Below are 15568 nucleotides of genomic sequence, written 5' to 3'. Positions count from 1 at the left end.
TGTCACTCCTCCTCCGGGGCCAATTGGGCTAGGATGTCTTTCAGACCAAAACTGTCGCCTACGGCGAATGGCATTTCGGCAACAACCCCGCTGCGCGGCGCCACCAGTGTGGTTTCCAACTTCATGCTTTCGATCACCAAAAGCGGCTGGCCTTCCTTAACCGCATCGCCGGGTTTGACCGCAACCGACACCACGACACCCGGCATGGGCGCCACCAATCGGTCGTCGCTCGCGCCACCGTCGCTGCCGGCCAGGCGTTCGGCGGGATCAACCCGTCCGACTTCGTAGGTTCGCCCGTCCATGTGCACAAAAGTTACTTCCGGCCCCACGGCCAGTCGCAATTCGCGCACAACACCCTTGGCCCGCAGCTTGTAACCGCCCGGCAGACCCGTCGGGTCCAATTGGCAGGCAACAGCGCCAGTGGGGGTATTGAGCACGAACCGGCTGCCATCATGACCCAGCCAGCAATCAGTCTCTTCTCCGTCGATCTGAAAAATCCGTTGCATCAGTTTCTCCACCCACCCATCTTGCGATACATTTCCGGTATCTGCATGACCTCACTCACCAGGCGCTCGTCCGATAGGGCCGCCGCCGCCATCAGCAAGTCAGAGACATCTTCGCCCGGCGCGGTCAGCGTTTCGGATTGTTCAGCCAGGAATCCCGTCGAAATGTCGCCCGAGGCAAAATCCGGATGCGCAAGGATTGCATCCAGATAGCCGGTGTTGGTCGTCACCCCGAGAATTACATAGTCTTGCACCGCTTGCCGCGCGAGGGCGATGGCCTGCGCGCGATCCTGGCCATGCACGATCAGCTTGGACAACATCGGATCAAAGTCGGTCGTTACCTTGCCACCGTCCAGAATGCCGCTGTCCACCCGCACGCCGGGCCCAGTGGGTTCGTCCAGCAGCAGGATATCGCCGACCGCGGGGCGAAAATCGACCGTCGCATCCTCAGCACAGATGCGCAGTTCGATAGAGTGTCCGGTTTGGGGAATATCCGCCTGCGCGGCGCTCAAGCCCTTGCCCGCCGCGACACGCAGCTGCTCGGCAACCAGATCGAAGCCGGTCACCATCTCGGTCACCGGATGTTCGACCTGAAGGCGGGTGTTCATTTCCAGGAAATAAAAGGCCCCATCCTGTGCATAGATGAATTCGACAGTCCCTGCCCCGCGGTATTTGACGGCGCGGGCAATTCCGGCAGCGGTCTCGCAGATCTCATCCCGTTGCTCGGGGGTCAGCGCCGGTGACGGCGTTTCCTCGATAATCTTCTGGAACCGGCGCTGGATCGAACATTCACGTTCCCAGAAATGGACCACGTTGCCCTGTCCGTCGCCCATCACCTGCACCTCGATATGGCGCGGGCGTTCGATATAGCGTTCGACGAAAAGCCGCCCGTCGCCGAAATATCGTTCGCCTTCGCGGCGCGCGGTTTCGATTTCGGTCTCCAGCGTGCTGTCCTCGCGTACGACGCGCATGCCCTTGCCGCCACCGCCGGCCGAGGGCTTGATGAGCAGCGGATAGCCAACGGCGCGGGCGCGTTCGACAAAGCTCGCCGGATCATCATCCTCGATGGCCGAGGGGGCGACGGGAAACCCGCGTTCCTCGACAAAGGCGCGGGCGCGGACCTTGTCCCCCATCAGGTCGATGACCTCGGACGTCGGGCCGACAAAGGTCACTCCGGCTTTTTCCAGCGCCGCGACAAAACCGGCATTCTCTGACAGAAAGCCATAGCCGGGATGAACCGCGTCCGCGCCGATCCCTTTGGCGGCTTCGACGATCTGAGGAATATCGAGATAGGCGGCCACGGGCGTCGGGCCCTCGATCATCACGACCTCATCTGCGATCAGATGCGCCGGCCCCTCTTGCTCGGCGACATGACGAAACACGGCAGTCGCAAGCCCGCGGGCCTTAGCGGTGCGCAACACGCGCGCCGCGATCTCGCCCCGATTGGCGACCAGGAGTTTCGAAATGGTCATGGTGTCGTCCTCTTAGTTCCGGGCCGCGGCATTCAGTCCGTCACGTGCGGCCAGATCGGCTGGCACGGGAATTTCGATATCAAGCAGCATCTGCGCGAACCCTTTGCCCTGCGGGTCTATGCGGACCGAGGCGATGCCGCCACCGCCAAGCGATTCATGCAACAGGAAATTCAGCGAATGGCTTCCAGGCAAGTCGAACCGTTCTACCCTGCCGTCGCAGACATGGGAGAAATAGTCCTTCACCACCTCTTCGCTGAGAGCCGAGCGGATATATGGCAGGTAGTCCGGCTTGCGCGCGAGGATGCCGATATTGGCGATGTCCCCCTTGTCGCCCGAGCGGCCCCAGGCCAAATCGACGAGGCGGACCTTGACAACGTCCGGACCGGGCTCGCGGCTATCTGCGGGCGGTGCGGCAGGCGGATCAAGGTGGACTGGCGTAGTGGCCACGCTCACGGGCACATCCTTGCCGTCGACCTCGACCGCGACGGGGGTTTCGGCCTTGCTCTGAAGGAAGGAAAATAGACGGACCACCGGCTGCACCTTTGGCCGTCCGGCGAAGAACCCGGTCAGACCCTGCGCGGTCGAAATCGCCATCGGTGCGATTTCGCCGGCAAAAATGTTCAGCGCGGCGCGATCGTCATGGACCGCGCCGATCTTGAGCACCACCTCGCGGGTCCGGGCGCGCGCATTTGCGCCATAGGCCGCCTCGGCCCCCAGCACCTCGACGCTGACCTGCCGGAAATCTCCCATGTTGCGGTCGCGGAAAATCCGGCGACAGCGGGTCAGGATCGCCTCGGCCACACGTTCGGCCTTGGCGGGTGCGTCAATCGCAGCCAGTGTCAGGGTAGAGACCGCGCGCCAGCCATCGGCATAGGTCGCCGACACCTTGTAGCTGTCGGTGCGCCCAAGCCCCCTGCCGCCCTTGACCAGCACCCGGTCGGGTCCGACCTGTTCCAGGGTGACCCCGGACCAGTCGCAGATCACGTCGGGCAACAGGTAGGCGCGCGGGTCCCCGATTTCATAGAGCATCTGCTCTCCGACTGACCCGGGCACGACCAGCCCGCCGGTGTCAGGCGTCTTGGTCATGATGAAACTGCCGTCTTCGGACACCTCGACGATGGGCATGCCCATATTGTCCCAACCCGGCACGTCCTGCCAGTCGGTGAAGTTGCCGCCGGTTCCCTGGGGCCCGCATTCGATCAGGTGGCCGGCCAGCGATCCCTGGCTGAGCTTGTCCCAGTCATCGTCGCCCCAGCCGTATTCATGCATCAGGGGACCAAGCGCGACCGCGCTGTCGGCGCAGCGTCCGGTGATCACGATGTCGGCCCCGGCATCCAGCGCGGCAGCGATGGGGCGGGCACCCAGATAGGCATTCATGCTCCAGATATCATCTGGAAATGCGACACCCGAGAACATTTCCGTCTGACCGTTTTTGCGAATTTCATCGGCCCTGGGCAACAGGTCATCGCCTAGCACGACTCCGATGGACAGATCGATCCCGGCCTGGGCGGCGGCTTTGGCAAGCGCATCGCTGCAGCCACGCGGGTTCACGCCCCCTGCATTGGCAACGACCTTGATCCCTTTTGCCTTGATATCCGGCAACCAGGGTGCCAGCGCCTTGACGAAGTCCGGCGCATAGCCCGACTCGGGCGCTTTGGCGCGGGCCCGCGCCATCAGCGACATTGTCACCTCTGCCAGATAGTCAAACACCAGATAGTCGATCTCGCCCTTTGAAACCAGTTGACCGATCGCTTCCGGCGTATCGCCCCAGAAGCCCGACGCGCATCCGATGCGCAGCTTTCGTTCCGACATATTCCTTTCCTCCCCGCTTGATCAGCGGCCCGTCCATTCAGGTTTGCGCTTCGCAATGAAGGCATCAAAGCCTTCGCGCGCGTCTTCGGTCTGCGCCACACGCGGTAAAAGAGTTTCTGCAAACCGCATTTGCTGCGGATAGGTCATATCCTCCATCGCGTGACAGGCGTATTTTCCCAGCCGGATCGCGCTCGGCGACTGCGCGGCAATCTGGGCAACCAGTTCTCCAACCTTGTCGTCCAACCCCGCGGCATCGGTCACGTAGTTGACCAGATTGAATTGCAGGGCTTCTTCGGCCGTCAGAGGAACGCCGGTGATGAACATCTCCATCAGCCTCCGCCGGGGCAGCACGCGCATCATGGGTGGCACGATCGTCATGGGAAACAGACCCACCTTCACTTCCGGCGTTCCGATGCGGGCATGATCCGCCATCACAGCCAGATCGCAGGCACAGATGATGCCCGCCCCCGCCCCCATCGCGACGCCATTGATGCGCGCGATCGTTGGCTTTCGGCACGCCTGTATCGTCTCGAACAACCTTCCGGCAAAATGATCCGGGTCCGCCGGATCCTGAACAAACGGGCCGCCATCCGCCCCCGCCTTGATGTCGCCCCCGGCACAGAAGGCGCGCTCGCCCTCGCCGGTCAGAACGATCACGCGGCAATTGCTGTCCCTCTCGGCAGCACATATGGCGGCCATGATCCCGTCTGCGACCTCACGGTTGAGGGCATTTCGATTGTCAGGACGTCGAATCGTGATACGCACTTCTTTGCCGAGTGCCTGCGATTGAACCACGCTCTCAGTCATTTCCGAAGCTCCCCCTGTATTTAGGACACCGCGCTTTCTTACGTCAGGTCGTCAAAAGCCTGGCTTGATCTATTTTCTAACATGTGTTTGATTTTGGTCAACACGGCGGAGGACATTTTTCGGGAGGATGATATGACCACTCAAAGTGAGGCCATCTCGGCTGATCTGGAAGCCATCAGGGCGAACTATTCTTTGACTGATGAGCAACGCCAGATCGTCGATCACGTGGATCGGGTGTCGCGCGACGTGCTACACCCGCTGCAAGCGCGTATGGATGACGAGGAATGGTGGCCCGATGATCTGTTCAAGCAGATGGGCGAGCTGGGCCTGCTGGGGATTACCGCACCCGAAGAGCTGGGCGGATCGGGACAGAACGAGTTCACCCAGGCGCTGGTGTCCGAGGTGATTTCGAAGTGGAATCCGGCTGTGGGCCTCTCACACGGGGCGCATGACAACCTGTGCCTGAATAACCTGCTGCGCAATGGATCCGAAGAGCAGGTAAAGAAATATGTGCCGGGTCTTTGCTCGGGCGACCTGGTTGGCGCTCTGGGCCTGACCGAACCGGGCGCGGGGTCCGATGCGCTTGGGTCCATGGCCACAACTGCCCGCCGCGACGGTGATGATTATGTCATCAACGGCTCGAAGATTTACATCACCAACGGGCCGATTGCCGATGTGATCCTGCTTTATGCCAAAACCGACAAGTCGAAGGGCGCCAAGGGCATTTCTGCTTTCATCATCGAGACGGACAATCCCGGTTTCAAGGTGGCGCAAAAGCTTGACAAGATGGGCTTTCGCGGCTCGCCAACCGGAGAACTGGTGTTTGAGGATTGCCGCGTACCCGCATCCGCCATGGTTGGACCGGAAAACACCGGCGTTTCGGTGGTAATGAGCGGGTTGGATCTGGAGCGTGCTATGGTTGCCTCAGTCTGCGTTGGCATGGCCGAACGCGCCCTGGAACTAGGGCTGGAATACGCCAAGATTCGCGAACAGTTCGGCAAGCCGATTGCAAGTTTCCAGATGATGCAGTCGAAACTGGCCGAGATCTACACCGAGGTCGAAACCGCGCGTGCCTTCAGTTATCGGGCGCTGGCCGCCTGTACCGGGTTGCCGAAAGGGGCCGGTGGCCGCGGCGAAATCCACAAGCTGACTGCGGCGGCCTGTCTTTACGCAGGCGAGGCATTCAACAAGGCGGTGACCGAAGCCTGCCATATTCATGGTGGCTCTGGCTACATGCAGGACACCGAGATCAACCGGCTGTTCCGCGCCAACAAATTGTTGGAGATCGGCGCGGGAACAAGCGAAGTCCGCAAGATCATCATTGCCGAAGAACTTTTGCGCGCCTGAGGGGGACGAGACAATGAACAAGCAACTGCGCAACGACACCGCTCTGCCAACACATTTCATGACGGACGAACAGCAGGCCCTGGCCGATCAGGCCGGCAAGTTCTTCATGTCCGAATTCCACCATCTGAATGCGGAAATGGACGATACTGATGACCTGCCGTCTTCGGTTTTCCCCAAGCTGGGCGAAATGGGCTACCTGGGACTGAACGTGCCGCCGGAATTCGGCGGTGCCGGGCTCGATTTTACCTCGGCCTGTATCATCACCGAACAGCTGTCGCGATCCTCTGCGGCCATCGGACTGACCCATGTGGCGCACGACAACCTCTGCGTCAATAATATCTATCGCAACGCCAATGACGATCTGCGCCGAAAATACCTGCCAGGTCTGTGCAACGGCACGCTGGTGGGTGCCCTGGGTTTGACCGAACCCGGCGCGGGGTCTGATGCGCTTGGCTCGATGCGGACCTCGGCCAAAAAGGATGGCGACGACTACATCCTGAACGGCGCCAAGATCTACATCACCAATGGGCCGATTGCCGATCTGGTGCTGGTCTATGCCAAGACATCGCCCGAAAAAGGGGCCAAGGGCATTTCCGCCTTTATCGTGGAAACCGACACGCCCGGTTTCAAGGTGGCGCAGAAGCTCAACAAGATGGGATTCCGCGGCTCGCCGACGGGCGAACTGGTATTCGAAGATTGCCGTGTTCCGGCTAGAAACATGGTCGGCAAGCTGGATGGCGGGGTTGCCGTTACCATGTCCGGACTTGATCTGGAACGTGCCATCGTCTGTTTCAACGCTCTGGGCATTGCGCAGCGGGCGCTGGATATTTCCATCGACTACGCCAAGACACGCCAGCAATTCGGCAAACCGATCGCCAGTTTTCAGATGGTTCAGGCGATGCTGGCCGACATGTATACGCAGATCGAGGCCGCGCGGAGCCTGTCCTTGCGCACCGCTGCCATGTGTGAAGGCCTCGAAGAGGGCGAAGGCGGGCGCGGCGAAATCCACAAGCTCACCGCTGCGGCGATCTACAAGGCCGCTGAGGCGACATCCTTCGTGCTGGACAAGGCCGTCCAGATTCACGGTGGCTCGGGCTACATGCGTGATACCGAAGTGAACCGGCTGTACCGGACCGGTCGCGTGCTTGAGGTCGGCGCGGGCACCCAGGAGGTTCGCAAACTCATCATCTCCGGCGAATTGCTGAAGAACTAAGGGGGCGGAACATGAGCGAAGCGAAATCAAGGCGTTACGCGTCGGATCTCATGGCGGGCCAGGTTGCCCTGGTCACGGGGTCCGGATCCGGAATGGGCCGGGCGACGGCGATCGAAATGGCCTCTTGCGGGGCCAGGCTTGCGCTGTTCGCGCGCCGGGAAGAGCCGCTGGAGGAGACCGCCGAGATGATCCGGTCGGCGGGGGGCGAGGCCTTTGTCGTGCCCGGAGATACCCGCGACGAGGACAGTATTGAAACCGCGATGGGGCGGATCAAGGACCACTATGGGCAGTTGGATGTTTTGGTGAACAATGCCGGCGGCCAGTATATCGCGGCCGCCCGCGATATCACCAACAAGGGCTTCGAAGCCGTGATCCGCAACAACCTGATAGGGTCTTGGCAAATGACACGCGCCGCTGCCGATCACTTCATGTACGACAATGGGGGATCGGTTGTGTTTGTCACCGCCATCTCGGCGCGCACCGCGCTTACCGGCTTTACACACACCGTCGCCGCCCGCGCCGGTGTGACGGGTATGATGAAAACGCTGGCCGCCGAATGGGGCGAATACGGCATCCGCCTGAACTGCGTTGCACCCGGCACGATCAAGACCGATGCGCTTGGCCGCTATCCGATTCCGCCGGAACAGTGGAAAAAGCTGAACCGCTCGGTGCTAAACCGGATGGGGGCGGCCGAGGACATCGCAGGCACGATCATTTTCCTGGCCTCGAAACTTGGCGGTTTCATCACCGGAGAAGACATTTATGTAGACGGCGGTGAGACCTTGCATATGGGTCATGACGCGCGGGACATGATCGACCCCGCGATGTTCGAGAAACGTAAAAGGGGAGATGGCAAGAATGAGTAAACATCCGGTCCTTCTGGAGGTTTCCGACAGGATCGCCACGGTTACGCTGAACGATCCCGAGCGGCGCAATCCGGTCACCGGAAACGACATGATCGCTGCCCTTCTGGAGACCTTCGCCAAGGTTCAGGCCGATCCTCAGGTCAGCGTGATGATCCTGACCGGCGCCGACCCGGCCTTTTGTGCCGGCGGCGACATCAAGGAAATGAACGATCCCGACAGCGTGTTCCGCAAGGAGCCGCTGGCGGCGGCGCAGAGCTATGTTGATGGGGTGCAGCGGCTGCCGCTTGCGCTCTACAACATGGATATTCCGACCATCGCCGCAGTCAACGGCCCGGCGGTGGGCGCGGGGTGCGACCTGACCATGATGTGCGACATGCGCATCGCGTCGGAAAAAGCAAGGTTCGGCGAAGTGTTTCTGAATCTCGGAATCATTCCGGGCGATGCGGGCAGCTGGTTCCTGTTGCGTCGTCTGGGCCACCAGAAGGCCGCCGATCTGACCTTCTCAGGGCGCATGGTCGAGGCCAAGGAAGCGCTGGAGCTTGGTATGGTGCTTGAACTTGTGCCTCATGAAAAATTGATGGAACGGGCCCGCGAACGGGCCGCTGTCATCGCCGCGAAACCGCCGCGCGCGGTGCGGGTCGCCAAGCGTCTGATGCGCAATGCCGAACGGATGGACCTGCCGGATTTCCTGAATTCCGCGGCGGCCTATCAGGCGCTCATGCATCAGACCGAAGACCACCACGAGGCGGTTGCTGCGTTCGTCGAAAAACGAAAACCCAATTTCACGGGGCGTTGAAGGAAAGATCGCATGTCAGACATCACCCAAAAGAAGATGGAGCAAATCGCGCAGATGTGGAATGCGCGCGGCAAGGGTCTGATAACGCATATGGCGCTTGAGATCGAAGAGGTCTCGACCGAAGGTGTTCGGGTTCGGATGCCGTTCAATCCGGACTTTTGCGTCGATGCGGAACAATCGCTGCTCCACGGTGGTATCCTGACGGCACTTCTGGACAGTGTCTTTGGACTGGCGAACTTTGTTGCCATCGAAGGCGTCAGTACCATGGCCACTCTTGACCTCAGAGTTGATTACCTGCGCCCGGCCCGTTCGCGCGCGGATGTCATCGTTCAAGCGCATTGTTTTCGCAAGACCCGTCACATCGCCTTCAATTCCGGCAGCGTCTGGTTCGCGGGCCATGAGGATGCTGAAATAGCCAGGGGAACCGCCTCGTTTGCATTGACGCGCGGCGAAACCAGCCTGTTTGACGCAATGAAAAAAGGAAAAACCTCGTGATGGACGTGCAAACTGTCAATGCCAATGTATCCCGGGTGCCGTTCTTCCGATTTCTCAACTTTGAGGTCAGAAGTCTAGACAGTCTCCATGCTGAGGCGGAAATGACCTTTGATGACCGCCATATCGGTAACCCGATCATGGAGTACTACCATGGCGGCATAATCGCGAGTTTTATGGAGGCCACTGCCGCCATCGCGGTACAGCCCGATTTCGCCGACGTTCCGGCCAAGCCGATCAACCTGACCGTCGATTACCTCAGACCCGGTGTGAAGGGACCGCTTTTTGCCCGCGCTAACGTCACGCGCAAAGGCAAGCGGATGGCAAGCGTCAGCGTGCTCAGCTGGCAGACGGATCGGGAAAAGGCGGTTGCCGAAGGGCTGTATCACTTCCTTCTGGTCTGACCGGGGCAACCGCTTTCAGGGCTACCTTGTCCTGTGGACGGGGCCGCTTCCCGGTTACAAATGCCTTCCAGTAACAGATTGATGAGCATGCTGGAGAATTCAGGCAGTGATAGATATCCTTCCACTCCTGCCTTGTTCGGGTCGAACCATTCCACCGTCCAGTTTAAGGCACCCAACATCACCTGGCGCAAGGGGACGATCTTGATATCCGACCGTATGGCACCGTCGTCCTGAGCTTCACGGAGTATCCAATCCCAGAGTTTTCCATACTCATGGCGAATACCCCTGTGCCTCTCCCTGAAATGATTGGGGAGCATTCCATAGCTTCTGATATTCGCCGAGGTGAATTCGCTTGCCTTGAAGAGGAAATCCAGGTGCGCCCAGATTGCAGTCGCTATCTTGGCGTGATGATCGTACGGGGCATCGAATTTCCGAACGGCGGCTTCGACACCTGATAGCAAGTCCCTCAGTCCGGCGTTTAGAACTTCGTCAACGATCGCTTCTTTGGAGTTGAAATGGTAATAGACGCTGCCCGCTTTCATGCCCGCTTCTTCCGCGATCTTTCTCAGCGTGGTCGCCTTGTAACCATTGTCCCTCAGAACGCGCGCTGCGGCCTTTAGAATTTCTGCACGGGTCCTAGCCGCCTTGCTGTCGGGATCCGGGGTTTTAGCGGGAGTGGCGGGGCACAGCTTCAAGCCTTCGGTATCCGCCTTGCGATGTGGACACATTCCGTCAAGTATCAGCTTACTCATTCGTTCCGCGAGGATGCGCACCGGATACTTGTCGACATCGTACCATTCTACGGTCCAGTTCATGGCACTTAGGATGAACTGGCGGATCACAGCAGTGGATATGTCGCTTCGAAGGTGGCCGGCGCGTTTGGCGTCATTCAGGAATTTGCCCCATGCACCCGCATATGATGCACGCAATTCGCGATGCGGGGCGCGTGTTTCGTCCGACAACATCGGATAGTTCCGAATATTGGCTGACGTGAAGTCGCTGTCGGTCAATAGGTAGGTAAGGTGTGTTTCAATCAGCAGTCCGAAAGTCTTGCGAAAATCCTCCGAACTTGTCGGTGCCGACCGAACGATTTCACTGACCGCCTGATATAGCTGACGGACGCCAAGATCGAGAACTTCGCTCAGAATCTGGTCCTTGGATTGAAAATGGTAATAAATGCTGCCAGCCTCAATGCCAGCTTCCTGCGCGATGTCGCGCATCGTCGTTGCGTGATAGCCTTCATTCCGAAAAAGTCGAGCGGCCGCAGCGAGTATGGCTTCGCGGGTCCTCTCCGACTTGCTCAGATCGTCATTAACTATCCTGGTATCTTCAACCTGTCGTGCCATCGCTTGTCGGTACTTGCTGTAGATGAGGCTGTCCATTGCAATAAATCTAACAACTGTTAGAATACACCGGAGAGAGTGTCGAATCAAAATCTTTTCAAGGTTCAAAGGAAGAGGAGGACCTCCACATGCGAGGGTTGAGTGGAAAACGGGTCGTCGTGACCGGCGGTGGGAGCGGCATTGGCCGAGCGGTTTGCGAACGGTTTGGCGCGGAGGGTGCCGAAGTCGCCGTTTTCGATCTGAACAAAGCCGGAGCGGATGAAACCGCCAATCTAATCACTGAATCCGGCGGAAAAGCGACGGCATTTCAGGCGGATATTACCGATCGTGCCCAGGTCGACAGCGCCGTTGCCGAGTTCGAATCCGGCGGACCGATTGACGTGCTGGTGAACAACGCGGGCTGGGACGTGATCAAACCGTTCCTCGACACCGATCCCGACCTTTGGAAGAAGATCATCGACATCAATCTTTACGGTCCGCTGAATATGCATCACGCGGTGCTTCCGGGCATGGTCAAGAACGGCGGCGGCCGTGTGGTCAATATCGCCTCCGACGCCGGACGCGTCGGATCATCCGGCGAGGCCGTGTATTCGGCCTGCAAGGGTGGCATCATCTCGTTCACCAAAACCGTAGCGCGCGAACTGGCGCGTAAAGGTATTCAATTGAACGCGGTCGCACCCGGCCCGACCGATACGCCGCTGTTCGCTCAGGTTGCCGAAGGCGAGGCCGGTCAAAAGATCGCCGAAGGTCTCAAGCGGGCGATTCCGATGAAGCGTCTTGCGCAGCCGACGGATTACCCTGGCATCATCTGCTTCCTGTCGTCCGACGACGCGGGATTCATCACCGGTCAGGTGATTTCGGTTTCGGGCGGCTTGTCCATGCACGGTTAAAACGCTGGCAGCAGCGCCGGACTCAAGGCGCTGCTGCCAAACCGTGCCAAGAGTTACCTTCCCGACTGGCCGCGCCTTTTGTGCGGCCCTTTTCCATTCTAGAAAGGTTGCGAATGTTTCAGCCAGGCTCTGACATCCAGCGGACAAGCACGCTGACCTCATTTCTGAGGGGCTGCGGCATTGACAGTTACGAGGAACTCGTCCGCCGTTCGAATGAAGACCCAGACTGGTTCTGGGGCCAGATCATTGACCATGCCGGGATACGGTTCGCGCGGCCCTACAGCCGGTTGCGAGATATCTCCGAAGGGCCCGAATCGATCCGGTGGGCCCTCGGGAGTACTTTGAATCTGACGGAAACCTGTCTTGACGCCCGAATTGCCGATGGCTTGGGCGACAAGGTCGCAATCGACTGGGTCGGTGAAGACGGAAGCCGCCGTCGCTGGACCTATTCCGACCTTACCGCCGAAGCCTCCCGCGTCGCCTCGGCCCTTGCCGCGCGCGGTGTAAGGCCCGGTCAGGCGGTGGGCATCTATATGCCGATGATCCCCGAAATCGAGGCCGCGCTTCTGGGGATTGCCCGGCTGGGCGCGGTTGCGGTGCCGCTGTTTTCCGGTTTTGCGCCTCATGCCATCGTATCGCGCCTGAACGACGCGGATGCCGTGGCGGTGCTGACAGCGGATGCCACACCCCGGCGAGGCAAGCCGGTCTGGATGGAGGCGACCCTTGCCCAGGCTTTGACCGACGTGCCATCGGTTCATACCGTGATCAGCCTGCGACGGTTCGGCGGTGCGGTAGCCGATTCCGCCCGCGATCTGGACTGGAGCGAAACCATAGGCCGCGCCAGTCCGGAGTTTGCCGCCGTTCCCGTCAGTGCCGATGACACCTTTCTGATCGCCTATACGTCAGGCACCACCGGACGGCCCAAGGGCGTCGTGCATACCCATTTGGGCGTGCAGGCGAAGGCCACGGCCGATTTCTTGCTTTGCCTCGACATGAAACGGGATGACCGGCACCTCTGGATGACCGACATGGGGTGGGTCATGGGGCCGCTCACCCTTTTGTCGGTGCTCTTGTCCGGTTCGACTCTGGTGCTGGCCGAGGGCGCACCATCAATGCCCGGCGATCCCTTCAGGCTGCTGCGTCTTGCGTCCGAGATGGAGGTCACGCATCTCGGCGTGGCCCCGACCCTGGTACGGCAGTTCATGACGCAGGATACTGAAACTTTGTCGGGCTACGACTTGTCGTCCCTGCGCATCGTCGCCTCGACCGGCGAACCCTGGACCGAGGATGCCTGGCTTTGGCAACTGGATCATATCTGTCGCCGCCGCGCGGTGCCGCTGAACATCTCGGGCGGGACCGAGCTTTTTGGCGCGATCCTGACCTCGACCGTGCTGCACGAGCTCAAGCCCGGCGGATTCTCGGCCCAGGCCATGGGTGTCGGGGCCAAGGTTCTGCGCCAGGACGGCAGCGAAGCCGCACCGGGCGAGGTCGGCGAACTGGTCGTGACCCAGCCGCCTCTGGGTCTGACCCCGGCCATCTGGGGGGACCGCGATCGCTACCTTGAAACCTATTGGTCCACCTTCCCCGGCCTCTGGCGGCACGGCGACTGGGTGCGCTGCGATCCGGACGGGACATGGTATATCCTGGGCCGGTCCGACGACACGCTGAACATCGCCGGCAAACGCATCGGCCCGCCCGAGATCGAGGCGGCGCTGACCGAGAGCGGAGAGGTGGTGGACGCCGCTGCCATCGCGGCACCTGATGACATCAAAGGCGTGGCCGTCGTCTGCGTCTGTGTGGCAGCCCAGGGCGTCACGCCTGACGCAGAGCTTGTGGAGCGGCTCAAGGATCGGGTCGGAGAGATCGTCTCGAAACCCTTCCGCCCGCGCGAGATCCACTTTGTCGAGGCCCTGCCCAAGACCCGCAGCATGAAAACCATGCGCCGTGTCGTGCGTGCCGCCTTTCTCGGTGAAGATCCGGGCGATCTGTCGTCGATCAGCAACCCGGAAACCATTCAGCCCATCGCAGACCTGCAAAAGGAAAAGTCATGATCACTGTTTTCGGAGCCACGGGCACGACTGGCGCGCCCCTCGTCGATACGCTTCTGGCAAAAGGCGCGTCCGTGCGCGCTGTCACCAGCGCCCCCTCCAAGTTAGATGCGCTAAGGGCCAAAGGATGCGAGGCGGTCGCAGCGGATTTCACGGACCCTGCCGCGCTGGCGCAGGCCTGTGACGATGCAGAAAAGATATACTTGGTCACGCCTGCCCATCTGAACATGCGCCAGTGGAAGGCGAACGTGATCGAGGCGGCCAAGGCCGCGGGCGTGCGCCATATCGTTGTGGCCACGGGGCTTGGCGCGTCGCCCAAGGCGGGGCTGACCTTTGGAAAGTGGCATTCCGAAACCCAGGAGCTGCTGAAGCAAAGCGGCCTTGACTGGACCTTTGTCCAGCCGACCTATTTCATGCAGAACCTGCTGTGGCAGACCGGTAACATTGCAAAGGACGCCGTGTACTATGACGATCTGGGCGGCCCCGTGGCCTGGATCGACGCCCGCGACATCGCGGATGTCGCCGCCGAGGCGCTGACCGCTCCGGGTTACGAAGGCAAGGCTCTTGGTCTGACCGGGCCCGAAGCTCTTACCGGAGAAGATATCGCCGCCCTCCTGTCCAGGGTGACCGGGCGCACTGTCACCTGCGCACCCCTGTCGGCCGAAAATGCCAAGGCGGGCATGGTGGCTGGCGGAATGCAGGACGAGGTCGCCAGAGCCATGGTCGAATTGGCTTCCATCGCGCCCAAGGGCTACCTTGCCGGCATCGAAACCACGGTCAGCGATGTGATGGGACGCCCGGCGCGCCGATTTGCCGATTTCGTCGCCGAGAACCGGGATGCTTTCGTCAAGTAACCTGATGGCGCCGCCGCTTTATCTCGAACTGGCGCCGCCTGAGGAAGCGGCCAAACAGATCGACCATTTGTTCGTGTTCCGCGATACCGGTGTGCTGAGCGGTGGTGGACGCGGGCGGTTCGCAACCGACCTCTTTACCCTTTCGGTAACGCGCGACGACAGCGGCGGCGGGCGCGTATCGCTGGCAGAACCGCGCCCCTATTTTTCGCCCCGCCCAAGGCCATTCCAGGGTGTCGTGGCCGGGCTACGACTGTCGTCACGACCGCAGCGATTTCCCGACTCCACAGGGCTGGACATGCTGGCCTCAGAACTGGCCCGGATTCAGACCGGGGACGATGACCTGCCTGCGCTCATCGCGGCGCTTGACGGCCTTGCGAGAGACCTGCGCTTTGCCGCACCAACCGGAGCTTACAGCGACCGGACCAAACGTCGAAAGGTGCGGGCGGAAACCGGCGTGTCGCGGCGGCGGCTTGCGACCTTGCGACGCTTTCGCCGGGCTCTCGGGCAGCTTGCGTCAAAGACCCTGCCGCTGAGCGATCTGGCGCTGGACGCCGGATATTACGATCAATCTCACTTGTCCGCCGCTTGCCGGATCTTCGCCGGCAAACCGCCCGGCGCGTTGCGCGCTCTGTCTATTCCGCGTCGTTTTGACCTTTCGCTACAAGATACGCGCCTCAAAGACCGCCTAAGATTGGTCATTGACGAATGAAATCGAAGAGGA

Annotated in this window: 15 protein-coding genes; 10 read left to right on the top strand and 5 right to left on the bottom strand. The window is 60.6% G+C overall.

The features are described from left to right. Positions 1-2 precede the first annotated feature (2 nt). The 4 genes from BMI87_RS17980 to BMI87_RS17965 are packed head-to-tail and all read right to left on the bottom strand — an operon-like array spanning position 3 to position 4594. On the bottom strand, positions 3-506 hold the full coding sequence (locus BMI87_RS17980; RefSeq protein WP_229861756.1) for an acetyl-CoA carboxylase biotin carboxyl carrier protein subunit: 504 nt from the start codon (positions 504-506) through the stop codon (positions 3-5). After that, entirely contained in the window at positions 506-1975 is a 1470-nt protein-coding gene (locus BMI87_RS17975; RefSeq protein WP_028093923.1) for an acetyl/propionyl/methylcrotonyl-CoA carboxylase subunit alpha, read from the bottom strand. Before BMI87_RS17975 ends, BMI87_RS17980 begins: the two co-directional genes overlap by 1 nt. 12 nt (positions 1976-1987) lie before the next feature. Continuing rightward, positions 1988-3787, bottom strand: coding sequence for an acyclic terpene utilization AtuA family protein (locus BMI87_RS17970; protein WP_028093922.1), 1800 nt, complete (start codon positions 3785-3787; stop codon positions 1988-1990). A gap of 21 nt (positions 3788-3808) precedes the next feature. Further along, positions 3809-4594 carry an enoyl-CoA hydratase-related protein gene (locus BMI87_RS17965; protein ID WP_028093921.1) on the bottom strand — a complete coding sequence of 262 codons (786 nt, stop codon included), beginning with the start codon at positions 4592-4594 and terminating at the stop codon, positions 3809-3811. A 132-nt stretch (positions 4595-4726) separates the two neighbouring features. Between BMI87_RS17965 and BMI87_RS17960 the strand changes: the two genes are divergently transcribed. From BMI87_RS17960 to BMI87_RS17935, 6 genes are read left to right on the top strand one after another with little or no spacing between them, the layout of a single operon-like run. After that, positions 4727-5941, top strand: a complete 1215-nt coding sequence (locus BMI87_RS17960; RefSeq protein WP_051312421.1) for an acyl-CoA dehydrogenase family protein — start codon at positions 4727-4729, stop codon at positions 5939-5941. Between the two features lie 13 nt (positions 5942-5954). Next, a complete protein-coding gene (locus tag BMI87_RS17955) occupies positions 5955-7154 on the top strand; it encodes an acyl-CoA dehydrogenase family protein (protein WP_028093919.1) in 1200 nt (399 codons plus the stop codon). A gap of 11 nt (positions 7155-7165) precedes the next feature. Beyond that, the gene (locus tag BMI87_RS17950) at positions 7166-8020 is read left to right on the top strand and encodes an SDR family NAD(P)-dependent oxidoreductase (RefSeq protein ID WP_028093918.1); all 855 of its coding nucleotides are present in this window, start codon (positions 7166-7168) and stop codon (positions 8018-8020) included. After that, on the top strand, positions 8013-8816 hold the full coding sequence (locus tag BMI87_RS17945; protein WP_028093917.1) for an enoyl-CoA hydratase-related protein: 804 nt from the start codon (positions 8013-8015) through the stop codon (positions 8814-8816). The genes BMI87_RS17950 and BMI87_RS17945 overlap by 8 nt, the downstream gene beginning before the upstream one ends. A 12-nt stretch (positions 8817-8828) precedes the next feature. Further along, positions 8829-9311: a PaaI family thioesterase gene (locus BMI87_RS17940; RefSeq protein WP_028093916.1), complete on the top strand. Its 483-nt coding sequence runs from the start codon at positions 8829-8831 to the stop codon at positions 9309-9311. Then, positions 9311-9712: a PaaI family thioesterase gene (locus tag BMI87_RS17935; RefSeq protein ID WP_028093915.1), complete on the top strand. Its 402-nt coding sequence runs from the start codon at positions 9311-9313 to the stop codon at positions 9710-9712. Before BMI87_RS17940 ends, BMI87_RS17935 begins: the two co-directional genes overlap by 1 nt. Here BMI87_RS17935 and BMI87_RS17930 read toward each other — a convergent pair. Further along, entirely contained in the window at positions 9694-11094 is a 1401-nt protein-coding gene (locus BMI87_RS17930) for a TetR/AcrR family transcriptional regulator (RefSeq protein WP_229861755.1), read from the bottom strand. The genes BMI87_RS17935 and BMI87_RS17930 overlap by 19 nt on opposite strands. Before the next feature lie 89 nt (positions 11095-11183). Between BMI87_RS17930 and BMI87_RS17925 the strand changes: the two genes are divergently transcribed. The 4 genes from BMI87_RS17925 (at position 11184) to BMI87_RS17910 (ending at position 15556) form a co-directional block, all read left to right on the top strand. Continuing rightward, positions 11184-11945, top strand: coding sequence for a glucose 1-dehydrogenase (locus BMI87_RS17925; protein WP_028093914.1), 762 nt, complete (start codon positions 11184-11186; stop codon positions 11943-11945). Between the two features lie 80 nt (positions 11946-12025). Further along, complete coding sequence (locus tag BMI87_RS17920; RefSeq protein ID WP_246832736.1) at positions 12026-13996, top strand: AMP-binding protein; 1971 nt, start codon at positions 12026-12028, stop codon at positions 13994-13996. Next, positions 13993-14847, top strand: a complete 855-nt coding sequence (locus tag BMI87_RS17915; RefSeq protein WP_028093912.1) for an SDR family oxidoreductase — start codon at positions 13993-13995, stop codon at positions 14845-14847. The genes BMI87_RS17920 and BMI87_RS17915 overlap by 4 nt, the downstream gene beginning before the upstream one ends. Positions 14848-14851: 4 nt before the next feature. Continuing rightward, positions 14852-15556 (top strand): AraC family transcriptional regulator, encoded by a 705-nt coding sequence (locus tag BMI87_RS17910; RefSeq protein ID WP_229861754.1) that lies wholly within the window; start codon positions 14852-14854, stop codon positions 15554-15556. The last annotated feature ends 12 nt before the right edge of the window (positions 15557-15568 follow it).

Origin of the sequence: Thioclava sp. F28-4, from assembly GCF_002020045.1 — a bacterium.
Lineage (GTDB): Bacteria > Pseudomonadota > Alphaproteobacteria > Rhodobacterales > Rhodobacteraceae > Thioclava > Thioclava sediminum.
Note: the sequence above shows the minus strand (reverse complement) of the source record. Positions and strands in the feature narration are given on the sequence as shown.